This window comes from Marinomonas sp. AWM4_232 (assembly GCF_056158325.1).
Map to the genome: position 1 here is coordinate 1,488,983 of NZ_JBSWTA010000001.1, position 23,343 is coordinate 1,512,325.

Below are 23,343 nucleotides of genomic sequence, written 5' to 3' on the forward strand. Positions count from 1 at the left end.
CTCACCCAAGCCAATCTGAAACCATTATACTACCACTTAATGCAATTCATTAATCTGAGGTAGGCACATTTATGGCGAATAACAAGCCCGTCATCATTCTCGATCGTGATGGCGTCATCAACCAAGATTCCGATGCGTACGTTAAATCCGTTGATGAATGGATTCCGCTACCAGGTAGTATTAAAGCCATGGCGGCATTAAGCAAAGCTGGTTTTCAGATCTTCATCGCAACGAACCAATCAGGCATCGCACGGGGCTACTACAATGAAGCCACCTTGCATAGCATGCATGAAAAGATGCTCGGGCTTTTAGAAGCAGAGGGCGGCCATGTGGAAGGCATCGAATATTGCCCACACGGGCCCGATGACGCGTGCCACTGCCGAAAGCCTAAGAGCGGTATGATTGAAGCCATCGAAGCACAGCTCGGCGTAGACTTTACAAAAACGCCTGCCATCATGGTGGGGGATTCATTGCGTGATCTTCAAGCCGGTTATGCCCGAGGCTGTGCACCTGTGTTGGTATTAACAGGGAAAGGCCGTGATACCCAATACAAAGAAATCGATTTCTACTTTGATATCTACACTGATCTAGCTGCCTTTGCGATCGCAACGCTGCATAAATATCAATAAGGCAAAGCTCAACTCACTATGATTTTGCTGCTGACTTATATAGCAAAGTCATAGTGCTTACGCAGAAGCTTGCTGTTGCTCAAGAATCTCGAGCAAGTTATTTTCCAGCCAACCGATTAAACTCATTACCCGTTGACCAAACTCGATCCCCAGTGGCGTTAATTGATATTCCACATGAGGTGGCACAACCGGATACACAATACGCTTCACAAACCCGTCACCTTCTAACTGCTGTAATGTTTGCGCAAGCATTTTTTCACTAACGCCTTTGATAGTGCGACGCAACTCACTAAAACGCTTGGCTTCACCGTCCTGCAATGCAAAGAACACCAACATGCCCCATCGTCCCGTGACGTGGCGCAAAATCTCCCGCGAGGGACACTTATCAGAGAATACATCCCCTCGATCAAATGAGAACTCAGTGCCCTCAGGAGCATTTAATTCATGTTTTTTCATACTTACCTTTTTGTACGTACTTACTAAAAGTTAGCTAATAGTCTAGCCTATCTCTTATTCACTCACCATCCTTATAGGAGATCAGTATGATTTTAGTCACCGGTGCATCAGGCCAGCTAGGTAATTTAGTCATTAACAGCCTTTTAGCAAAAGGGGTCGCAGCAGACCAAATCGTCGCAGCCGTTCGTAGTCCAGAGAAAGCGACTGCGCTGCAAGAGCGAGGCGTTGTGGTGCGCAAAGCCGACTACACAGACCCAGCCTCTCTGAAAGCAGCCATGAACGGTATTAAGCGCGTCGTTTTAGTATCTTCTAGCGAAGTCGGCCAACGTGCCGCTCAGCATCAAAACGTGATCGACGCAGCTCAAGCAACAGGCGTAGAACTACTGGCTTACACCAGCATCCTACACGCAGACACATCACCACTTGCTCTAGCAGAAGAGCACGTAGCCACCGAAGCGGCGTTGAAGGCCTCCAGCGTGCCACATGTAGTGCTACGCAACGGCTGGTATTCAGAGAACTACACCATGAGTGCAGGCATGGCAGTTGAACACGGCGCGGTACTGGGCAGCGCAGGCGAAGGTAAATACTCAACCGCCGCTCGTGCAGACTACGCCGATGCGGCAGCGACCGTGATCACTTCAGAAGATCAAGCAGGGAAGGTATACGAGCTGGCTGGAGATGAAGCGTTCACCCTAGCGCAATATGCGGCCTACATTGCAAAGATCAGCAGCAAAGAGGTGATTTACCAAGACCTTCCTGAAGCCGAGTACGCTAAAGTATTAGTGGAAGTAGGATTGCCAGAAGGTTTTGCTGCCGTACTAGCTGACTCCGATGTTGGTGCCTCTAAAGGTGGCTTATTTGATGACAGCCAAACGTTGTCTAAATTGATTGGTCGTCCGACTACGCCGATTCAGGACAGCATCAAACTAGCGCTCTCTTAATTACATCGTTCCCCTGACTGCCTATCAGGCATCAAACAGGCTTGGCATCTTCATTGAAAAGCATAATAATGATTTTCATTTGTAAGCTTTTCAGAGATTATGTCCAAGCCTCAGCGCTTTTCCCGTATTGATGCGGTTCTGCAATACCTGCATGACCATTTGTCAGAACAGCATACCGTTGCATCTCTCGCTGAGATCAGTTGCTGGTCACGCTGGCAGTTTCAGCGCGTCTTTAGCGATGCGACAGGACTGTCGGTTGCTCAATACATCAGAGAGCTACGTCTAAGCATGGGGGCCGAAGCGCTACTAGACAGCCAAGCCAAACATATCGATATAGCGCTAATGTGCGGCTTTGACTCGGAAATTAGCTTCCATCGAGCGTTCAAACAGCATTTCCATTGCACACCAGGACAATACCGCAAACAGGGCAAACGTGTCGGTATCAAAAAACCGCTACAAATCATCACGCCTGATACCTCGGAACATCGCCCTTTATTTCAGCAAATTCGCATTGAAACTCGACCTGCTTTCTCCCTCACGGGTCTAAAAGGGCGCATATTAGGGCCGTTTTCCAGTGCTCCAGATTTCACAGAAACTGTACCTGAATTGTGGCATCAGTATGAAACTGTTCTTAATGAAGACATAGAGCCAAATAGCGCGCCACGTATTGGTGTGATTGATACGAGATCTTCTCCTGAGCAGGAGGAAAGCCTGTGTTACTGGGCCGGGCAAAGCCTCTCAAGTTTGACGACTTGCGCCAAGTTAGACGTTTTAAAGGTTCCAGAACAGGTGTATGCGGTTATTCCCATTCACGGTAGTGCTCGTCATATCGAACTGGCTTTTCTATGGTTTCTCCGTCATTGGCTACCTAGTTCACGTTATCGTGGTATTTCTGGCTTTGAGCTCGAGGTGTATCCACACGATTATCAAATAGACGATGACAAAAGCCATATGGAGTATTGGTTGCCCATCCAAGCTAGAGAGCTGTAGAAATATCCTTCACTTTAGACTTGCACCAAATGGTTAAGTAAAGAATAATTAAAACCATAAAATGAGACTCATTCTCAAAATACTGTTTCTGGAGAACTTTGTTTCATGAGCGCTCATCACTTTACAAAAGGACAGGGCATCCTTAAGCCCAGTGCAATTGCTCTCGCTGTGACCAGCGCATCATTCGCCTTAGCGGACGAGCCTAATGACCTGTCATCTACGACATTGGATACGCTCACCGTGAGTAGCGAAACCTATCGAAATACGGCCACTAAAAACCAGCTAGATAACCAAGTAACGCCGCAAAGCATCAGTGTCATTAGCGGTGAAGCCTTGGATCAGCAGGGCGCTGACTCTCTTTCTGAAGCGGTTCGTTACACATCGGGCATAAATACGGAGCTACGTGGCGGTGCCGTCACCCGTTTGGATCTGTTTAATATTCGTGGTTTCATCAACTACCAGAACTACTACGATGGTCTGCAATTGCTATACAACGATTGGAACTTACAGCCACAGATCGACGGCGCAGCCATTGAGCAAGTCGAAGTGTTCAAAGGTCCAACATCAGCACTGTACGGCTACATGCCCCCGGGTGGCATGGTGAATATCATCAGTAAAGCGCCACATGACGACCCAGAGCACAGTGTCGAACTCACTGTAGGTTCCGATAACAAGCGTGAAGCTGAGTTTGACAGTACTGGCGCCATTAATGAGCAACTGAATTATCGAGTGGTCGGAGCTATACGCCAACAAGACGCCCAAGCGGTGACCGCAGAAGAAGAGCGCATAATGATTGCCCCATCATTGGATTGGCAAGCCAGTGACGATACCCTTGTAAACGTTAATTTCTATTATCAACAAGACCCTAAAATGGGTATCTATACCTCTTTACCAGCCAAAGGAACGGTTCTGAGTAACATTAACGGCCCTCTGAGCAGTGATGCTTATTCTGGTGATGCAAATTGGAACACTTACGATAAAGAGGTCGCGTTGCTTGGCTTTAAGGTCGACCATAAGATCAATGATCAATGGCACTTCCTGCAAAATACCCGAATTATGGACGCCACGGCTTACCAGGAAAATACCTACTCAACTGGGCTTGCTGCCGATGAGCGCACACTCTCTCGTCGCGCGTATTTAACCGATGAACACAGCAAAGGCATCACCTTAGACAACCAGTTTGCAGCGGAACTGCAACAGGGTGACGCAACTCATCACCTGTTACTGGGCTTAGATTACAGCAAGCTTAAGTCTGATATTCGCTACGAAGATGCCGCGATCGGTAGCATTGATCTGTATAACCCTGACCATTATCAGGTCAATCGTGGATCGTTAGATTTTGCCGCATCAGGTTACTCTAGCGATTTCACCATTGAAAAAGAGCAAGTAGGCGTTTACCTACAGGATCAAATCGAGTGGGGCAATTGGGTCCTCCTAGGCGGCCTGCGCCATGACCGTTTTGAATCAAGCGAACAAGGCATCAAATACGAAGCCAACCAAGATACGCAGTTAAGCCAGCGCTTTACCAGTGGTCGTGCAGGCGTGTTGTATCAGTTTGACAACGGCATAGCACCTTATGTGAATTATGCGCAAAGCTATGAGCCTGTGTCAGGTTCTGATCGCCAGGGTAATACTTTCGAGCCTTCTGAAGGGGAGCAAGTCGAGGTGGGTATGAAGTTCAGCGGCCGCGATACCGTCGCAACCCTTGCTGGCTATCAAATCGTAAAAACCAAGGTCGAGACAAGAGACCCAGACGGCACCGCTTATGACTTGATTCAAGTGGGTGAAGTACGCTCTCGCGGTATAGAAGCGGACGTCACACATTATCTGAACGACGAATGGGATATGCGCCTTGCCTTGACCGTTCAAGATTCAGAAGTCACTAAAGACAATAGCGGCCTACAAGGCAAAACGCCAATTTGGGTTCCTGATCGTCAGGCAAGCGTGTGGCTAAACTATCAACCTATTGACGGCGCTCTAGCAGGCTTCGATGTTGGCTTGGGAGCACGCTATGTTGGCCAGATGCAGATCGACGCACAAAACTCAGGAGAAGTGCCTTCTGTGACGCTATTCGATGCTTCGGTAGGCTATGACTTAGCCAGCCTAGCGCCAACCCTTGATGGCGCCAGTGTGCGTTTCAGCGTGAACAACCTGACCGATGAAACCTATTACAGCTGCTACGACAGCGATAACTGCTGGTTCGGTGCAGAACGAAGCCTTGAGCTTAGCGCTCGTTACCAATTTTAAGAAGAGATACCTTTGAAATAGAATGCAAGCACTCACTAACTTAACAAACTCTATTATTCCGGGTTTCTGCCACCTAGGAGCAATAAAAGAGAGTGCCTGCATTCAAGCAGGGCAACCCCATCAAGGCATTGCTCAGCTGGTCGATGCCATTGCCAAAGGCGCACCCGAAGCCGGTGCGCCTTTTTGGCGTTTACGGGTTTGGGGAATGCTCATCTGGCAACCCGTCTACCTTGCGATCCTAAGCGCCTATCGCTTACAGGCCAGCATTGACAATTTTGAACAGCTGACGTTAAAACAAAGTGCTCATTACACCCTTGGCTATCAACTCCCAGAAAACAGTCGACTCATTCACCACGACAGCATAGATGAGGCAATTGATCAGCTAGCGCCAGCTTTAACAACACTCTGCCAAGGTTATGTAGAAGCCTTATGCGAGCAAATGGCGGTCCGTCAGCCACTCCTAATGGCCATTCTAGCTGACACGCTATTTACCACCTTAGAGCACTTGATCAACCAAAATATCCTCGTGGTTTCTGATCATAATAAAGCCCAATGGCTTTTCCATCAGGGTCAAAAATGGTGTCAGTTAATGAACTTAACCGTGCCCAAAACCGCGCAGCGGCTGCTCGTTCAAGAGACAAGCTTTCAGCGTAAAACCTGCTGCCTAATCTACCGCTGTCATGGTGCGAAAGAGTGCGCTAATTGCCCACGCTTAGCCGCGAAGCAAAAAGATCCGATCGCTCTTTAGACAACACTACTTCAGGAAATAAAAAAGCCAGTGTCGAGACACTGGCTTTTGAGAGTTTTGATACGCTAAATAAGCTTGAGGCTTATACGTCCAAGTTGGCAACTGAAAGAGCGTTGTCTTGGATGAAGTTACGACGAGGTTCGACTTCGTCGCCCATCAATGTGGTGAACATCTGATCCGCGGCCACCGCGTCATCGATGGTCACGCGCAACATACGACGTGCGTCTGGGTCCATTGTGGTTTCCCAAAGTTGCTCAGGGTTCATCTCACCTAGACCTTTGTATCGCTGGATCGTTAGGCCGCGAGACGCTTCCTTCATCAACCAAGCTTTCATGCCTTCGATGGTTGTCACCGGCTCACGACGCTCACCACGCTGGATGAATGAACCTTCTTCAAACAATTCATCAATAGTTTGCGCCATCGCGACAATGCGTTTGTAATCCGCAGACGTGAAGAACGCCGCTTCAAAGCGGTAACGGGTGCTTACACCGTGAGACATAATATCTACGACTGGTAGGAACTGGTTTCGCTCAGCGTCTTTCTCAACACCAAAGTCGAAACGGAAACCCGTACGGACGTCTAGTGGCATTTGTTGTGCCAAGGAATCAACCCAAGACTGAACCACAGACTCGTCGTCCAACTGCTCAACGGTTAACTCTTTACAGTACAGAAGCTTATTCATAACATCTTTCGGGTACACACGAGACATGCGATCGATGTCTTCTTCGATACGGATGTAATCACGAATCAGCTTCGATAACCCTTCACCTTGGATACCGGGTACATCTTCGTTGACAAAGAATTGTGCGCCATCAAGCGCCACTTCGATCAAATGCTGCTCAAGAGCTGGTTCGTCTTTAATGTACTGCTCTTGCTTACCACGCTTGATCTTAAATAACGGGGGCTGAGCGATAAAGATGTGACCACGTTCGATGATTTCAGGCATTTGACGGAAGAAGAACGTTAGCAACAGCGTTCGAATGTGGGAACCGTCCACGTCGGCATCGGTCATGATAACGATGCTGTGGTAGCGCAATTTGTCCGCATTGAATTCGTCACGACCGATACCACAGCCAAGTGCTGTGATTAGGGTGCCGACTTCTGCAGAAGACAGCATTTTGTCGAAACGTGCTTTTTCAACGTTCAGGATCTTACCTTTAAGCGGTAAGATCGCTTGCGTGCGGCGGTCACGACCTTGCTTCGCAGAACCACCCGCAGAGTCACCCTCCACTAGGTAGATTTCAGAAAGCGCTGGGTCTTTCTCCTGACAGTCCGCCAATTTACCAGGCAGACCGGCGATGTCTAGAGCACCTTTACGGCGGGTCATATCACGGGCACGACGAGCTGCTTCACGGGCACGGGCCGCGTCTAGCATCTTGTTAACGATGGTTTTCGCTTCGTTTGGTTTTTCCAATAGGAATTCAGAGAAGCGCTTACTCATCTCTTGCTCAACCGCAGTTTTTACTTCTGAAGAAACCAGTTTGTCTTTGGTCTGAGAAGAGAACTTTGGATCAGGTACTTTTACCGATACGATCGCGGTTAGACCTTCACGGCAGTCATCACCCGTAGTCGCCACTTTTTGTTTTTTCGCTAAGCCTTCGGCCTCGATGAAGTTGTTAAGCGTACGGGTTAACGCACCACGGAAACCTGCTAAGTGGGTACCACCATCCCGTTGTGGGATGTTGTTGGTGTAACAGTAGATATTTTCTTGGAAGCCTTCGTTCCACTGAAGCGCCACTTCTACCGCGATGCCATCTTCTAGATCTTCGCGCTGACAGATAAAGTGGAAGATATCGTTAATTGGCTGCTTGTTGGTGTTCAAGTGCTCAACGAATGACTTCAAGCCACCTTCGTAGTTAAAGAATTCTTCTTTACCTGTACGCTCGTCTTTTAAGTGAATTGCCACACCAGAGTTCAGGAATGACAGCTCGCGTAGACGCTTCGCTAGGATATCATAGACAAACAGGATGTTAGAGAAGGTTTCCGCAGACGGTTTGAAGTGTACCGTTGTACCTGCACCATCAGATTCACCGACAACCGCCAAAGGCGCCTGTGGCACACCATGAGCGTAGTTCTGTTCATACACTTTGCCATTCTTACGAATTGTCAAAGTCACGGTTTCAGAAAGGGCGTTTACTACCGAAACACCTACACCATGTAAACCACCAGAAACCTTGTAAGAGTTATCGTCGAACTTACCGCCAGCGTGCAATACCGTCATGATAACTTCGGCTGCCGACACGCCTTCTTCTGGGTGCATTTCAACCGGAATACCACGACCATTGTCCGACACGGAAATGGATTCGTCAGGGTGAATGATGACTTTGATGGTGTCACAGTGACCGGCCAATGCTTCATCAATGGAGTTGTCCACCACCTCAAATACCATGTGGTGTAGACCGGTACCATCGTCCGTATCACCAATGTACATACCAGGGCGCTTACGAACAGCGTCTAGCCCCTTGAGCACCTTGATACTGGACGAATCGTAACTATTTTCACTCATTTAACTCTCCTGTGCGTTTCGGGACAATTCGCCTTGTTTCATGGAAAAGTGACGAACATCGATCTGATCAGACCAAGTAAAGTCCATACTATCTGGCCCAACGCTAGTAATAAAAATTTGGCTGTCCAATGATTCCAACAGCTGACACAACTTGCGGCGATGATTGGCGTCCAGTTCGGCGGGCAAGTCGTCCACCAAGAACACCAATTGTCGGCCACGTTCAATCAGTAATTGCCCTTGAGCTATTTTCAGAGCCGACACGACAAGCTTCTGCTGCCCGCGGGACAAGGTATCCAGAGCATCCCCAGTTGGGGTTTTAACGCGCAAATCGGCTCGCTGCGGGCCGGTATTGGTGTAACCTACATCAATGTCACGCTGATAACTGTGCTCAATGGCTTCGCTTAACGTTCTCTGAGCATCCCAACCTTGGAAAAAACCAAGTTGTACCTCAAGACCCGGCGCCAACTGCTGTAACACGGATTCAAAGTGCGGCGTTAAGGCTGCCACATAGGCTTTTCGAGACAGATTTACCTGCTCGCCTAAGCGGATCAACTCTTGATCAAACGCCGCTAGTAAATTGGGCGATATTTTACCACGTCTGAGCAAGCTATTCCGCTGTTTTAATGCTTTTTGCCAACCTCGCCACGCACTAATAAATTGTTCGTCATAGTGGAATACGCCCCAGTCAACAAATTGGCGACGAATCTTCGGCGAACCTTCCAATAATCGAAACGCATCAGGGTTAATCAGCTGCACCGGTAAGCATTCGGCAAGCTCTACAGCGGATTGGGCCGCGCGCCCTTGAATACGCACTTCTACCGCGCCATCGCGGGTACGTTTGATGCCTATCGGGAGTTGCTGAGTGCCTTGGTCCACTTGCGAGAACACCACACATTCCGGCTGTTCATATTGGATGTAGGTTTTGTGTTTGTGACTGCGGAATGAGCGACCAAACGAGAGCAAATAAATGGCTTCCAACACCGAGGTTTTGCCGCTGCCATTTTCGCCAACGATGATGTTGACCTGAGGTGAGGGTTCAAAACGTACATGGGTGAGGTTGCGCAGACGGGAAATGTCGAGGCGAGCCAGTGGCATATATAAGGCTTATAAGGGCAAGAGGGTGCCGAAACACCCTCTTAGACACTATTACAGACGCATAGGCATCACAACGTACTGAGACGCGTGGCCTTGGCCTTCTTCGATCAAGGCACTGCTGTTGGAATCGTTCAAAGAAATACGAACTTCTTGTGAGTCGATTACACCCAATACATCTAGTAGGTAGCCTACGTTGAAGCCCACTTCTAGATTGTCGCCTTGGTACTGAACCAATACCGATTCTTCTGCTTCTTCTTGTTCTGGGTTGTTAGCAAATACTTGCAACATGCCGTTCGACAAGATTAGGCGCACACCGCGGTATTTCTCGTTTGACAGAATCGATGCACGTAGGAAAACTTGGCGCAGTTCCAAACGATCCGCTGCAACAACTTTTTCGTTATTACGTGGGATAACGCGGTGATAATCAGGGAATTTGCCGTCAACTAACTTAGAAGTGAAGGTGTAGTCTGCTACTTTGGCACGGATGTGGTTCGAACCAATGGTTAACTCGACTTCATCTTCAGAGTCATTTAATAGACGGTTCAGTTCCAGTACACCTTTACGCGGTACGATGACTTGCGTTAGATCGCCTTTGACGTGGGCGTCTTCGATAGCCGTCGCCAGACGGTGACCATCGGTTGCTACCACACGCAATTGACCATCCGCTACTTCGAACAGCATACCGTTTAGGTAGTAACGTACGTCTTGGTTAGCCATGGCAAAACCGGTACGGTCGATCAGTTTGCGTACACTGCCTTGGGCAATGTTCACCACTAAATCGCCTTGCATGTCCTGAATGTTCGGGAACTCTTCAGCAGGCAATGTCGATAAAGTGAAGCGTGAACGACCAGAGCGAATCACGGCTTTTTGATCGTCTAATGAGAACTCGATCACTGCGCTATCCGGTAAGCTTTTGCAAATGTCCATTAGCTTACGGGCAGGCACGGTAATACGACCTTCTTGGCATTCATCAAGTGGCGCACGACCCACCAATTCCACTTCTAGGTCAGAACCTGTCAAAGTGAGAGTTTGGTCTTTTACTTCTACCAAAACATTGGCCAACACTGGCATCGTTTGTTTACGCTCAACGACACCGGCAACCAGTTGCAGTGGCTTTAGTAACGTTTCGCGGACGACTGAAAATTTCATTCTTTTCCTCGTTAATTCAATGTCTTAGACCGATTAGGTGGTCAATATGCGCATCAGTTGTTTGTAGTCTTCTCGGATATCCGAATCGGTATCCTGCAACTCTTTGATTTTACGAATCGCGTGCAACGCCGTGGTATGGTCTCGACCACCAAAGGCATCACCAATCTCCGGCAAGCTATGGTTGGTCAGCTCTTTCGCCAGCGACATGGCCACTTGACGTGGACGTGCGACTGAGCGACTGCGGCGCTTCGATAGTAAATCACTGATTTTAATCTTGTAATATTCAGCAACAATTCGCTGGATATTATCAATGTTCACCAACTTGTCCTGCAAGGCCAATAAGTCTTTTAATGACTCTCTAACAAAATCAGGTGTGATAGAACGACCTGTAAAGTGAGAGTTGGCAATGACTCGTTTTAACGCACCTTCTAACTCACGAACATTGGAGCGAATCTTTTGTGCGATAAAGAATGCCGAATCATAAGACAATTTCACACCGCTTTCTTCTGCTTTACGCATCAAGATTGCGACACGTGTTTCCAATTCGGGTGGTTCAATGGCGACGGTTAAGCCCCAACCAAATCGCGACTTAAGGCGATCTTCGAGACCTTGAATCTCTTTTGGATAGCGATCACAGGTCAAAATCATCTGCTGACCACCCTCTAACAAGGCGTTAAAGGTGTGGAAGAACTCTTCTTGAGTTCGATCTTTACCAGCAAAGAATTGAATATCATCAATCAGCAAAGCATCCACAGAACGATAGTAACGTTTAAAGTCGTTAATCGCGTTAAGTTGCAACGCCTTGACCATGTCCGCCACAAAACGCTCGGAGTGCAGGTACACCACTTTAGCATTCGGATTATGGCGCATCAGTTCCGTACCGACCGCTTGCATTAAGTGGGTTTTACCCAGGCCAACCCCACCATAGATAAATAGTGGGTTGTAAGCACCACCTGGGTTTTCTGCAACCTGTTGCGCAGCCGCATGGGCCAATTGGTTCGATTTACCTTCGACAAAGTTTTCGAAGGTAAAGGAATTATTCAGATTGGCACCATGGTTGATACCACCTTCTACTTCTACCTTACGGTTTGGCGGTGTAAGCGGTAACTGACCTTGTTCATAAGGCTCTGGCTCAGGGCGTACATAGTGATCCCCTAAGCTTAATGGTGCTTCGAATTCTATTTCAGGTCCGTCTCTATCATCGTCCATTAAGCTAAAACCTGGGCTATAGCCTGACTCGAACTGAGGTTCAGCAGCTGGCGCCACACGGGGCGTCGGCTCAGGTGCTTTTTGAACTGGCGGTGGTGGAGGCGGAGGAGTGGGCTTAGAGAAGCCCGCTTGGCGTACAGCAAGCACTAAATTTGGAGCAGGCTTATCTCCTGCAAATTCAGACAACAGCTCTTTAATACGTACTTGGTATTTATTGGTGACCCAATCAAGTACGAAACGATTGGGAGCATAGAGGCACAGATCGCCATTGGACTCGACCTCCGCTTGCAGCGGACGAATCCATGTATTGAATTGCGATGAGGAAAACTCTTCCTGCAAGGTAACAAGACAGCGTTCCCAATACTGCAAAGACACGATAAACGCTCTCCCTGATTGAGTTTCTAATTCGGTAAATTTTAAGCAAGAGGAGGATTCTAACGTGAGGGTTAGCAGTTATCCACAAAAATATGGGTTATCCACGTTATTTTGTTTGATAAGAAAATTTGTTAATAACAATCAAAGTTACCCACAGCAGTGAATGAACATCCCCGACTGTGCATAATCAAATAGGTTATCAACATATTAACAAGCAGGTTAGAAATATTTTATTCACACCTAAATCAGACTTCAAGATCATGTTAATAAAAGTATTTTTTGGCTTTACGGAACCACCTGTTAATAACTATTAAGGATGATGTTTTTTGTTATTCACATTGCTTGTAGAAGTCTGTGAATAATTTATGGAGGGATTTGTTGGTTAAATTTTTCACAGAAAAGCGTTTCAGGCAGATTGAATTGTTGCAACAAACCCTCTAAAATCCGCGCCCTGATTTTGTAATCAAAACCAAGAGGCTTGGCGGACGCTAACCCTCACACTCAGACACTGATTCAGTGAGATATAGAAATGAAAAGAACTTTCCAACCTAGCGTACTTAAACGTAAACGCGTTCACGGTTTCCGTGCTCGCATGGCAACTAAAAACGGTCGTAAAGTATTGGCGGCTCGCCGTGCTCGCGGTCGTAAGGTTCTAAGCGCGTAATCTTTGATGTCACGCTTTATGTTTCCCCGGCAGGTCAGACTCCTGAATGCCGGGGACTACCAATCCGTCTTTAACGACACCTCTACTAAAGTCTTCGCAGGCGAATTTCTTCTATTAGCACGCAAACATGCCGACAGTGGTCGTCTTGGGCTAATTGTCTCAAAGAAAACCGACAAACGAGCCGTAGGTCGTAATCGCATTAAACGCGTTGTTCGTGACTCGTTCCGTCATCACCAAGAGCTATTAAATGGTCTCGATATCGTCTTCCTTGCCCGCCAAGGTATTCGCGATGTGGAAAACCCTGAGCTGCACAAACGCTTAGAAAAAGCTTGGAAACAACTCGCGAAGAAGGCCCAAAAGCCAAATTTTGAACAAAAACAACGCAAGTCAAAGCAGAAATAGGCTGAAAAGTCAGCTAAAGGCTGGTTTAATACGGCGTGATTTTTAAAAGGGTGTTTTCACCTCCATTGTCCAACCAAACAAACTAGTTGAATACCATGGATTTCAGACGTTACTTTTTATGGGGAGCGCTGTTTGTCAGTGGCTACCTGCTGTTCCTGCAGTGGAACCAAGACTACGGCACAGCTGCAACAGCTCAAACTGCCAGCACAACCAGCGAAAGCTCAGTTGTTACCAGTGCAGATTCCGATCTTCCAAGCGCTAGCACTACGACTCTAGCGGCGAGCGACGCCGATATTCCAGATCAAGCAACAACCGTTGCCAAAGGTCAGCTGATCCACGTTAAAACGGATACGCTTGATGTTGCCATCAACCCTGTTGGCGGTGATTTAGTGGAAGCCTCTTTGCTGCAATATTACAAAACGCTAGAAGGCAAAGAGCCTTTTGTGATTTTGGATAATGGCGGCGAGCGTATCTACGTGACGCAAAGTGGTTTGATTGGTCGTGATGGCCCAGACGCCAGCGGCGAGCGTCCAGTTTACAGTACTGAGCAGACGTCATACACCATGACTGAAGGTCAAGACACTCTAGATGTAAACTTATACTTCACCGATGCTAAGGGCGTGAGCTACACGAAAACGTTCCAATTCACTAAAGGTGAATACAGCATTCGTCAGTTGATCACCGTAAACAACGCGAGCAACGACACTTGGCGTGGTAACTTGTTTGCGCAGATCAAACGTGACAGTTCAGAAGACCCAAGCACAGCGACTAACATGGGCTTACAGCCTTACCTAGGCGGTGCAGTGTCAGATGAAGACAACAAATACCGCAAAGTGTCTTTCTCAGATATGGAAGAAGAGCCGGTTAAGGAAACTACAACCAAAGGTTGGGTAGCGTTGTTACAACACTACTTCGTTTCTGCTTGGATCCCTGAACAAGGCCAAAAAGTAACGCTGCAAGCACGTACGAATAACGGCTTTAACCTCATTGGCTTCACAGGCCAAGCGGTTGAAATCCCAGCAGGCCAACAAGGCACTTTGAGCTCTACGTTCTACGTAGGTCCAAAACTGCAAGACAAACTTGAAGCAACCGCTGAGAACCTAGACCTAACCGTAGACTACGGTTGGTTGTGGTGGTTGGCGAAACCACTGTTCTGGTTGCTAACAGCGATTCAATCGTTTGTCGTGAACTGGGGTGTTGCCATTATCTTGATCGTAGTCTGTGTGAAGGCACTGTTCTTCAAATTGTCTGCAGCCAGCTACCGTTCAATGGCGAAAATGCGTAAGTTCGCACCAGAACTAGCACGCCTACGTGAACAACACGGCGACGACCGTCAAGCCATGTCACAAGCGATGATGAGCCTGTACAAGAAAGAGAAGATCAACCCACTGGGTGGCTGTCTTCCAATCTTGGTACAAATGCCAGTATTCCTATCTCTGTACTGGGTATTGATGGAATCCGTTGAATTGCGTCATGCGCCATTTATGCTATGGATCAACGACCTTTCAGCGATGGACCCTTACTTCGTACTACCGATCCTAATGGGTCTAAGTATGCTAGGTCAGCAAGCGTTGAACCCAACTCCGCCAGACCCAATGCAAGCCCGCATTATGAAGATTATGCCGATCGCATTTACCTTCTTCTTCTTGTGGTTCCCTGCAGGTCTAGTACTTTACTGGGTAGTGAACAACACATTGTCGATCATCCAGCAGTACGTCATTACGAAGAACATCGAGAAAGGCGAAGGTTAATACAGCCTACTCTCTGGTTCGAAAAAGGCTTCCTACGGGAGGCCTTTTTGCTATGAACGTCTTACACTTAGCTTAATTCTTAATTGATTGCACAGGTCACCATGTCAGATTTTCAACAGCTCATTGACCAAGATACCATCGTTGCTCAAGCCACTGCGCCCGGTCGTGGCGGCGTTGGCATCGTGCGCCTTTCTGGCGCTAAAAGTCTTGAGATAGCCAAGGCTATTATCGGTTTTGAACCCACACCGCGTCATGCTCATTATGTCCCTTTTAAAGATACCGAAGGTGAACAGCTGGACATGGGGATCGCGTTGTACTTCCCAGGCCCGAACTCCTTTACGGGTGAGGATGTATTCGAACTACAAGGCCACGGTGGCCCAGTTATCATCGATATGCTGCTAAGCCGCTGTATGGCGCTCGGCGCACGTCTAGCACGTCCTGGTGAGTTCTCAGAGCGTGCTTTCTTAAACGATAAGATGGACCTTACTCAAGCCGAAGCCATTGCCGATTTGATCGACTCATCATCAGAGCAAGCCGCCAAATGCGCGCTGCGATCCTTGCAAGGCGCTTTCTCAAAACGCATTGATGAGCTGGTGGAAGCCTTGATTCATCTGCGTATTTATGTGGAAGCCGCCATCGATTTTCCGGAAGAAGAAATCGACTTTATCGGTGATGGTAAAGTGGCCGCAGACCTTGAAGACATTCGCCATAAACTGCACGGCGTGATGAAAGAAGCCAACCAAGGGGCTTTATTACGCGAAGGTATGAGTGTGGTGATTGCAGGGCGCCCAAATGCTGGTAAATCCAGTCTATTAAACGCCTTATCAGGTAAAGAATCCGCCATTGTGACGTCCATTGAAGGCACCACTCGAGATGTCTTGCGTGAGCACATTCATATCGATGGCATGCCGCTACACATCATTGATACCGCGGGTTTGCGAGATAGCCCTGACGAAGTGGAACGCATTGGTATTCAACGTGCTTGGGAAGAAATTCATAAGGCGGATCGCATTCTATTGATGGTTGATAGTCAATCAGTCGATTCCAATGACCCGAATGAAATCTGGCCTGAATTTATGGGGCAGCTGAAGTCACGTGATCACTTAACCTTGGTGCGTAACAAAGTCGATCTGACGCAAGAAAACACAGGCTATGAAGACATCAACGGCCTACCTGTCATTTCGCTTTCCGCCAAAACCAATGATGGTGTTGAAGCATTAAAAACCCACCTAAAAAGCATCATGGGCTTTGACAGCACCACAGAAGGGGGCTTTATCGCCCGTCGTCGTCATATTGAAGCGCTGCAAAAAGCCAACCGTTTCTTGGACGCAGGCTTTGAGCAACTTCATGGTTATGGCGCAGGGGAGCTATTGGCCGAAGATTTAAAAGAAGCCCAAGAAGCGTTAAGTGAAATCACAGGTGCGTTTACCAGTGATGATTTGCTTGGACGCATCTTTGGATCGTTCTGTATCGGTAAATAATCGATAGTCAGCAAAATATTTGCAAAACGCCCGCACAACACGGGCGTTTTTGTAGCAAATGAATGATGTAAAAAACGATTAGATCTTTACAATCACACGACCACGCACAGAACCATCTAGCAATTTTTCGGCATAGTCTAAGCTCTCTGCAAGGCTAACCGTCGCGCCAATTTGATCTAAGTCTTCCGACGACAACAGTTCTGCTAAGCGTTGCCACGCCGTTTCTCGGTCTGCAAGTGGGCGCATGACACTGTCAATGCCGTACAAGGTAATACCGCGAAGAATGAAGGGCATCACTGTAGCAGGGAAGTCCATGCCTTGAGCGAGACCACAGCTCGTCACAGCGCCACCGTAACGAGTGCTAGCACAAGCATTTACCAAGGTGTGACTGCCGACACAGTCCACTACGCCAGCCCAACGCTCTTTCTGCAGTGGTCGACCAGATTCGCTGAGTTCAGATCGATCAATGATATCACTCGCTCCAAGACGTTTTAGATAATCAGACTCTTCTGGACGTCCCGTGCTGGCCACCACATCAAAGCCTAATTTACTTAGGATACGCACCGCATAGCTGCCCACCCCACCATTCGCCCCCGTCACTAAAATAGGGCCATGAGCAGGGGTTAAGCCATGCTTTTCCAGCGCTAAAACACTTAGCATAGCCGTATAACCCGCGGTGCCAATGGCCATCGCTTGTTCCGGTGTAAATGCGGTTGGTAAAGCAATCAACCAATCGCTTTTTAAGCTAGCGCGCTCAGCCAAGCCTCCCCAATGGGTTTCACCTACGCCAAACCCATTCAACAAGACTTGATCACCCGCTTGGAAGCGATCACTGTCCGAGGACAACACTTCTCCAACCAAGTCGATACCAGGCACCATCGGAAATTGGCGAACCACTGGCGATTTACCTGTTATAGCAAGTGCGTCTTTGTAGTTCAAAGTGCTGGCGATAACTGCAATTTGTACATCCCCCTCCGGTAATTCCTGTTCTGATACCTTGCTCAGAGTGGCTTGATAACCCTGTTCGCTTTTATTAATCAGTATTGCGTTAAACATTAATTCCTCCTGATTAGACCAAGTGTCTAGAAATAGATAAATGTATTAGCGGGGCAGTCCCGCTAAGTAAAATTTTTCAAACTGTAGCAATGGGCTACTCGATCTGGTTAACCGAGCACGTGCCACAGCGCCTTCCCATCCCACCCAAAACACGTGAGCGAGTGCTTTCACATCAGCATGCTCGTCAATCAGTCCTTGTTCTTGTGCAAGTGTTAAGCAGTCCGCGACTTTGTTTTGCCAACTTTGGTAGGTATCTAATACCGCTTGGCGAATCGATTCGGGTAAAACAGTCGCTTCCTGCTCTAAGTTGCCCACTAAACAACCTCGCTTAAAGGCATACTTTTCCATTCCAGCTTTCGCTGATTCAATAAAATTGCGCAGACGTGTTAACGGTGGCAGTGTTTCATCCAGTAAGTAGCGATCAAGCTTCGCCTCAAAAAACGACCGATATCGCTGTAGAACGGCTAAGGCAAATAGCTCTTTACTCTCAAAGTAATGGTAAAAAGAGCCTTTCGGAACTTGCACAGAGCGCAACATCGGCTCAAGTCCCGTGCCTTGAAAGCCTGACTGGGTTAACCAAATCACTCCCGCCTGTAACAACGCTTCTTGAGTATCTTGATAACTAAGATCCGTCGCTTTAGGTCTCCCTCTGCGATTTTTTACACTGTCCATCATGTCTCCAAAATTAGACCAACCGTCTAAAAATAGGAGTTTACTCACAAACAAGCAAGCATGTAGCGGGTTCAATCTATCCACATTTGAAGAGAAAACTGGATTTTCTATATTTGTTCACATTCGATTTTCATCCACATAGATGCTGTCAAGTTGTTTTATTCACAAATATTTTGAGTTGAATCGTACAAGATGAATTTTTTTCTTATCTTTTTATCTGTGGATTATTTTTATTAAAAAAAGCTGTATGTATCCACAAAAAATATAAAAATATATATGTAAAACATATAGTTATGACAAATAAACTTTCTTGAAATGCTTGTGGAAAAAAACGGGGGTAAGTGGATAAGAAGTTTTGCACAGATTGGTACTGTTCCACATCAAAAAAATCGGCTTGTATAACTCACACTTTTATCAACAAGATCCTTTTATCCACATAACAGGATTTGGCACCATAACTTAACAGGTTTTCATGCCTGTATAGTAATGATATATATGGATTTTTTTAGATTATTAACAGATAAAGGCGTGACATATAAATAACTTAAACATAAGAAAACACTATATAACACTCTTTATTTTATTTTTGATGACCGGGAAAGTCCCCTTAGCTTCTCTTTCAATTTGCAATTTAACGGATATACTTAGCGCCCTGTTAATTTAACTGTTCGTTTTTTATTCATTACTGAGGTTTGTGTGGATTTCCCAACTCGCTTTGATGTGATTGTTGTAGGCGGCGGCCATGCTGGTACAGAAGCCGCGCTTGCAGCAGCACGTATGGGTGTCAAAACCCTTCTTTTAACTCATAACATTGAAACGCTAGGACAGATGTCCTGTAACCCAGCGATTGGTGGTATCGGGAAGTCCCACCTTGTTAAAGAAATTGATGCGTTAGACGGTGCCATGGCGTTGGCAACGGATATGGCGGGTATTCAGTTTCGTACATTAAACAGTCGTAAAGGCCCCGCAGTGAGAGCAACACGTGCTCAAGCCGATCGTATTTTATACAAGGCTGCTGTGCGTCATATGCTGGAAAACCAAGAGAACCTTTGGTTGTTCCAACAATCTTGTGAAGATTTGATTGTTGAAGATGGCGCTGCTCGTGGCGTAGTGACTCAAAGTGGTATCCGCTTCTTAAGCAAAACTGTCGTTTTGACGACAGGTACATTCCTAGGTGGCGTCATCCACGTAGGTATGCAGAACTATTCCGGTGGCCGTGCAGGAGATCCTGCATCCATTGGCTTGGCCCAAAAGCTACGTGCTTTACCATTCCGTATTGATCGTCTGAAGACTGGTACACCACCGCGTATTGATGCTCGATCTGTAGACTTCTCTGTCATGCAAGCACAACCTGGCGATGACATCACACCAGTAATGTCTTACATGGGCAGTCGAGCATTTCATCCTAAGCAAATTAATTGCTTTATTACCCATACCAATGAACAAACCCATGACATCATTCGTGCGGGTATGGACCGTTCGCCAATGTACTCTGGGGTGATTGAGGGTGTTGGTCCGCGTTACTGTCCTTCTATTGAAGACAAAATTGTGCGTTTTGCGGACAAAAACTCGCATCAAGTGTTCATCGAGCCTGAGGGCTTAACAACCCATGAACTGTATCCTAATGGTGTCTCAACTTCTTTGCCATTTGACGTACAGCTAAATTTGATTCGTTCTATGAAAGGTTTGGAAAATGCGCACATTACCCGTCCGGGATATGCCATTGAATACGATTACTTCAATCCTCAGGACCTGAAGTACTCTTTAGAGACCAAACACATGGAAAGTCTGTTCTTCGCAGGGCAAATTAACGGTACCACAGGCTACGAAGAAGCCGGTGCACAAGGCTTGTTAGCAGGCATGAACGCGGCACTACAAGCGCAAGGCAAAGATGCTTGGACACCTCGTCGTGATGAGGCTTACCTTGGCGTCTTGGTCGATGACTTAATTACGATGGGAACGAAAGAGCCATATCGTATGTTTACTAGCCGAGCGGAATACCGTTTGATCTTGCGTGAAGACAATGCCGATATGCGCCTGACTGAAAAAGGCCATGAACTTGGTTTAGTCAGCGAAGAGCGTTGGGCGGCATTCTGCGAAAAACGTGAAGCGATCGAACAAGAAACCCAGCGCATGAAGTCATCATGGATTGTGCCGAATACACCTGAAGCTGAGCTGATTAATCCGAAGCTAGAAACACCGATTTCTCACGAGTACAGCTTATTAGACCTATTAAAACGTCCTGGTGTCGAATATGCAGACGTGGCGAATTTGAAGAACGCCCCTGAGCAGCCTGTGTCAGAGCAAGTTTCCGAGCAGGTACAAATTTCGGTGAAATATGCGGGCTACATTTCCCGTCAAGCTGAAGACATTGAACGTTTGCGTCGACAAGAAAACACGCCACTGCCAGAGAATATGGATTATTCGGTGATTGACGGTTTGTCGAATGAGGTAAAACAAAAGCTTTCAGAAGCACGCCCTGCAACTCTTGCGGCCGCTTCTCGTATCCAAGGTGTAACACCTGCTGCGGTGTCTTTACTCTTGGTTCACTTGAAAAAACGTGCCATAAGCAGCAAAAGTGCCTAGAATCAGCAACCAATAGAATTGCACTCTAGGAACGATTGTGAGTTATTTTGATACCCTCAAGCGAGGTGCCAACGACATGGGCATCTCGCTTTCTGATGAGACCGTTGAGCGTCTTGTTCAATACTTGGGCTTACTGCAAAAGTGGAACAAAGCCTACAACCTGACGGCTATTCGTGATGCTGACAAAATGGTGTCGCTGCACCTTTTAGACAGTTTGGCGACCTTGCCATTTATTACAGGTAAAAAAGTCATCGATGTAGGCACTGGTCCTGGTTTGCCAGGGATGATTTTAGCCATCTGTTTGCCAGATCATGATTTCACTTTACTCGATAGTAACGGCAAAAAGACGCGCTTTTTGACGCAAGTTAAGATGGAAATGGGGCTAGACAACGTCACCGTTGCCAATGAACGAGTGGAAAAGCATGCACATCAAGGTGTTTATGACCATGTGACATCGCGTGCGTTTGCATCACTTGAAGACATGATTAATTGGTGCTTACCATTACCGTCGGCAAATGGTAATTTCTTAGCTATGAAAGGTGTCTACCCGGATGATGAACTGGCCCAACTGCCAGACACCGTGGTAGTACAAGAGATCAAACCATTGAGCGTTCCTACCATTGATGCTGAGCGTCATATGGTGATCATGACTCGCAAAGGATAGTTAGCTATGGCGCGTATCATCGCAGTGACCAATCAAAAAGGTGGTGTTGGCAAAACGACAACTTGTGTCAACTTGGCCGCTTCCTTGAGTGCCATGAAACGTCGAGTATTGCTGATTGACCTAGATCCGCAGGGCAATGCCACCACAGGCAGTGGCTTGCAGAAAGACGATCTTGAAAAAACTGTGTTCGATGTCTTGGTTGGCACCCATGGTGTGAAAGAGGCGATGACCTACAGCGAAACGGCTGGGTATACCGTGTTGCCTGCAAACGGTGATTTAACGGGTGCTGAAGTCATGCTGTTGGATTTGCCAAGTAAAGAAACGCGCTTGCGGGCCAGCCTATACGAAGTCGAAAGCGACTTTGATTACGTGCTACTGGACTGTCCTCCATCGTTGAATATGTTGACGGTGAATGCGCTGGCAGCCGCTCAAGGCGTATTGATTCCGGTACAATGTGAGTATTACGCATTGGAAGGCTTAACAGCCTTGTTGCAAACCATTGAAACGATCTCGACGGCACTGAACCCAGCCTTGGCAATCGAAGGGATCTTAAGAACCATGTACGATCCTCGTCCAAGTTTGACCCATGATGTCTCGACACAATTGGTGGAGTACTTTGGCGATAAAGTGTTCGACACTGTGATTCCAAGAAACATTCGACTCGCCGAAGCGCCAAGTTATGGTTTACCTGTCCTACATTATGAAAAACAGTCCCGTGGCGCGGTTGCTTACCTCGCTTTGGCGGGAGAATTTATTCGCAAACGCGCAGTGGCTGCGTAGTCACCATTCTTAATAAAGGTTGATTAGAATGACGATGAAAAAACGCGGCTTAGGTCGTGGCTTAGATGCTCTGCTAGCACCCAAAGCGGCTCCTGCTCAAGATGGTGACGGAGCAGACAATACCTCTGCAACGAATGATCAAACCATTCAAGGTTTGACTTACTTGCCTGTTGATTGGCTGAGTAAAGGTAAATTTCAGCCGCGCCGCGACATGAACCCAAACCAGCTAGATGAACTAGCGAACTCGATTCGTAATCAAGGCATCATGCAACCGATTGTGGTTCGCCCTCTGGGAGAGCAACGCTACGAAATCATCGCTGGTGAGCGACGCTGGCGCGCGGCGAAAATCGCTGGGCTTGATAAAGTGCCAGTCATCATTCGTCATGTAGAAGACTCGGATGCAGTAGTCTTAGCGTTAATTGAAAATATTCAGCGTGAAGATTTAAATCCTATCGAGGAAGCGGTTGCGTTACAGCGTTTGGTCGAAGAGTTTAGCCTAACTCAACAGCAAGTGGCTGATACGGTTGGTAAATCACGTTCTGCCGTGGCCAATTTACTGCGCTTACTTAACTTAACCCCTGATGTACGTCGTTTGGTTGAGCACGGTGACATTGAAATGGGTCATGCCAGAGCTCTGCTAGGTCTAGAAACCGAGTATCAAGCTCAGGCAGCGTCAATTGTTATTACAAAATCGTTGTCTGTTCGCGAAACGGAAAAGTTGGTGAAATCTTACCAACAGCCTCAGACTGCGCATGAGAAACCATCATTACCGGATTACAGCGAACACGCGGCGCGCATTGCAGATAAAATTGATTCTCAAGTGAAAATCCAAGCCAACGCTAAAGGCAAAGGGAAATTGGTGATTGAGTACCGCGACCAAGCACATTTAGAGTCCATGATGAGCGAACTTTTCGGACTTTAAACACAACTTTGGTGCGATAA

General features: G+C 47.3%; 20 protein-coding genes. 13 read left to right on the forward strand and 7 right to left on the reverse strand.

Annotated features, from left to right (window positions below):
• The first annotated feature begins 71 nt into the window (after nucleotides 1–71).
• Nucleotides 72–629: a D-glycero-beta-D-manno-heptose 1,7-bisphosphate 7-phosphatase gene (gmhB, locus tag ACXAC1_RS07110; protein ID WP_475060337.1), complete on the forward strand. Its 558-nt coding sequence runs from the start codon at nucleotides 72–74 to the stop codon at nucleotides 627–629.
• A 57-nt stretch (nucleotides 630–686) separates the two neighbouring features.
• On the opposite strand, the gene ACXAC1_RS07115 is transcribed toward gmhB, so the two are convergent.
• Nucleotides 687–1,085: a winged helix-turn-helix transcriptional regulator gene (locus ACXAC1_RS07115; protein WP_475060340.1), complete on the reverse strand. Its 399-nt coding sequence runs from the start codon at nucleotides 1,083–1,085 to the stop codon at nucleotides 687–689.
• Between the two features lie 86 nt (nucleotides 1,086–1,171).
• On the opposite strand from ACXAC1_RS07115, the gene ACXAC1_RS07120 reads away from it, so the two are divergent.
• The 4 genes from ACXAC1_RS07120 to ACXAC1_RS07135 all read left to right on the forward strand — a co-directional run bounded on the left by ACXAC1_RS07120 (nucleotide 1,172) and on the right by ACXAC1_RS07135 (nucleotide 6,011).
• On the forward strand, nucleotides 1,172–2,026 hold the full coding sequence (locus ACXAC1_RS07120) for an SDR family oxidoreductase (protein WP_475060342.1): 855 nt from the start codon (nucleotides 1,172–1,174) through the stop codon (nucleotides 2,024–2,026).
• Nucleotides 2,027–2,125: 99 nt separating this feature from the next.
• Nucleotides 2,126–3,016 (forward strand): AraC family transcriptional regulator, encoded by an 891-nt coding sequence (locus ACXAC1_RS07125; RefSeq protein WP_475060345.1) that lies wholly within the window; start codon nucleotides 2,126–2,128, stop codon nucleotides 3,014–3,016.
• Between the two features lie 105 nt (nucleotides 3,017–3,121).
• Nucleotides 3,122–5,263, forward strand: coding sequence for a TonB-dependent siderophore receptor (locus ACXAC1_RS07130; protein WP_475060347.1), 2,142 nt, complete (start codon nucleotides 3,122–3,124; stop codon nucleotides 5,261–5,263).
• Nucleotides 5,264–5,285: 22 nt separating this feature from the next.
• Entirely contained in the window at nucleotides 5,286–6,011 is a 726-nt protein-coding gene (locus ACXAC1_RS07135; protein WP_475060350.1) for a (2Fe-2S)-binding protein, read from the forward strand.
• A gap of 82 nt (nucleotides 6,012–6,093) precedes the next feature.
• On the opposite strand, the gene gyrB is transcribed toward ACXAC1_RS07135, so the two are convergent.
• Genes gyrB through dnaA form a run of 4 tightly spaced genes read right to left on the reverse strand, consistent with a single transcriptional unit; the run spans nucleotide 6,094 to nucleotide 12,345 of the window.
• Entirely contained in the window at nucleotides 6,094–8,517 is a 2,424-nt protein-coding gene (gene gyrB, locus ACXAC1_RS07140) for a DNA topoisomerase (ATP-hydrolyzing) subunit B (RefSeq protein WP_475060352.1), read from the reverse strand.
• Entirely contained in the window at nucleotides 8,518–9,612 is a 1,095-nt protein-coding gene (gene recF, locus ACXAC1_RS07145) for a DNA replication/repair protein RecF (protein WP_475060354.1), read from the reverse strand. It lies immediately after the preceding gene.
• Nucleotides 9,613–9,663: 51 nt separating this feature from the next.
• Nucleotides 9,664–10,761, reverse strand: coding sequence for a DNA polymerase III subunit beta (gene dnaN / locus ACXAC1_RS07150; RefSeq protein WP_199463185.1), 1,098 nt, complete (start codon nucleotides 10,759–10,761; stop codon nucleotides 9,664–9,666).
• Nucleotides 10,762–10,794: 33 nt separating this feature from the next.
• On the reverse strand, nucleotides 10,795–12,345 hold the full coding sequence (gene dnaA, locus ACXAC1_RS07155; RefSeq protein WP_475060356.1) for a chromosomal replication initiator protein DnaA: 1,551 nt from the start codon (nucleotides 12,343–12,345) through the stop codon (nucleotides 10,795–10,797).
• Between the two features lie 529 nt (nucleotides 12,346–12,874).
• On the opposite strand from dnaA, the gene rpmH reads away from it, so the two are divergent.
• The 4 genes from rpmH (at nucleotide 12,875) to mnmE (ending at nucleotide 16,643) form a co-directional block, all read left to right on the forward strand.
• Complete coding sequence (rpmH, locus tag ACXAC1_RS07160) at nucleotides 12,875–13,009, forward strand: 50S ribosomal protein L34 (protein ID WP_133561550.1); 135 nt, start codon at nucleotides 12,875–12,877, stop codon at nucleotides 13,007–13,009.
• Nucleotides 13,010–13,027: 18 nt separating this feature from the next.
• Nucleotides 13,028–13,411 carry a ribonuclease P protein component gene (gene rnpA, locus ACXAC1_RS07165; RefSeq protein WP_323133257.1) on the forward strand — a complete coding sequence of 128 codons (384 nt, stop codon included), beginning with the start codon at nucleotides 13,028–13,030 and terminating at the stop codon, nucleotides 13,409–13,411.
• 95 nt (nucleotides 13,412–13,506) lie between these two features.
• Nucleotides 13,507–15,162 carry a membrane protein insertase YidC gene (yidC, locus tag ACXAC1_RS07170; RefSeq protein ID WP_475060358.1) on the forward strand — a complete coding sequence of 552 codons (1,656 nt, stop codon included), beginning with the start codon at nucleotides 13,507–13,509 and terminating at the stop codon, nucleotides 15,160–15,162.
• 101 nt (nucleotides 15,163–15,263) lie between these two features.
• Nucleotides 15,264–16,643: a tRNA uridine-5-carboxymethylaminomethyl(34) synthesis GTPase MnmE gene (mnmE, locus tag ACXAC1_RS07175; RefSeq protein ID WP_199463181.1), complete on the forward strand. Its 1,380-nt coding sequence runs from the start codon at nucleotides 15,264–15,266 to the stop codon at nucleotides 16,641–16,643.
• Between the two features lie 78 nt (nucleotides 16,644–16,721).
• On the opposite strand, the gene acuI is transcribed toward mnmE, so the two are convergent.
• Together acuI and acuR are read right to left on the reverse strand one after the other, a co-directional pair.
• The gene (acuI, locus tag ACXAC1_RS07180; protein WP_475060360.1) at nucleotides 16,722–17,699 is read right to left on the reverse strand and encodes an acrylyl-CoA reductase (NADPH); all 978 of its coding nucleotides are present in this window, start codon (nucleotides 17,697–17,699) and stop codon (nucleotides 16,722–16,724) included.
• A 45-nt stretch (nucleotides 17,700–17,744) separates the two neighbouring features.
• The gene (gene acuR / locus ACXAC1_RS07185; RefSeq protein WP_133561557.1) at nucleotides 17,745–18,371 is read right to left on the reverse strand and encodes an acrylate utilization transcriptional regulator AcuR; all 627 of its coding nucleotides are present in this window, start codon (nucleotides 18,369–18,371) and stop codon (nucleotides 17,745–17,747) included.
• 696 nt (nucleotides 18,372–19,067) lie between these two features.
• Here acuR and mnmG point away from each other — a divergent pair.
• Genes mnmG through ACXAC1_RS07205 form a run of 4 tightly spaced genes read left to right on the forward strand, consistent with a single transcriptional unit; the run spans nucleotide 19,068 to nucleotide 23,323 of the window.
• Complete coding sequence (gene mnmG / locus ACXAC1_RS07190) at nucleotides 19,068–20,957, forward strand: tRNA uridine-5-carboxymethylaminomethyl(34) synthesis enzyme MnmG (RefSeq protein ID WP_475060362.1); 1,890 nt, start codon at nucleotides 19,068–19,070, stop codon at nucleotides 20,955–20,957.
• 37 nt (nucleotides 20,958–20,994) lie between these two features.
• A complete protein-coding gene (rsmG, locus tag ACXAC1_RS07195) occupies nucleotides 20,995–21,621 on the forward strand; it encodes a 16S rRNA (guanine(527)-N(7))-methyltransferase RsmG (protein ID WP_228190683.1) in 627 nt (208 codons plus the stop codon).
• Nucleotides 21,622–21,627: 6 nt separating this feature from the next.
• Nucleotides 21,628–22,401, forward strand: a complete 774-nt coding sequence (locus tag ACXAC1_RS07200) for a ParA family protein (protein WP_475060364.1) — start codon at nucleotides 21,628–21,630, stop codon at nucleotides 22,399–22,401.
• A gap of 28 nt (nucleotides 22,402–22,429) precedes the next feature.
• Nucleotides 22,430–23,323 carry a ParB/RepB/Spo0J family partition protein gene (locus tag ACXAC1_RS07205; RefSeq protein WP_133561565.1) on the forward strand — a complete coding sequence of 298 codons (894 nt, stop codon included), beginning with the start codon at nucleotides 22,430–22,432 and terminating at the stop codon, nucleotides 23,321–23,323.
• The last annotated feature ends 20 nt before the right edge of the window (nucleotides 23,324–23,343 follow it).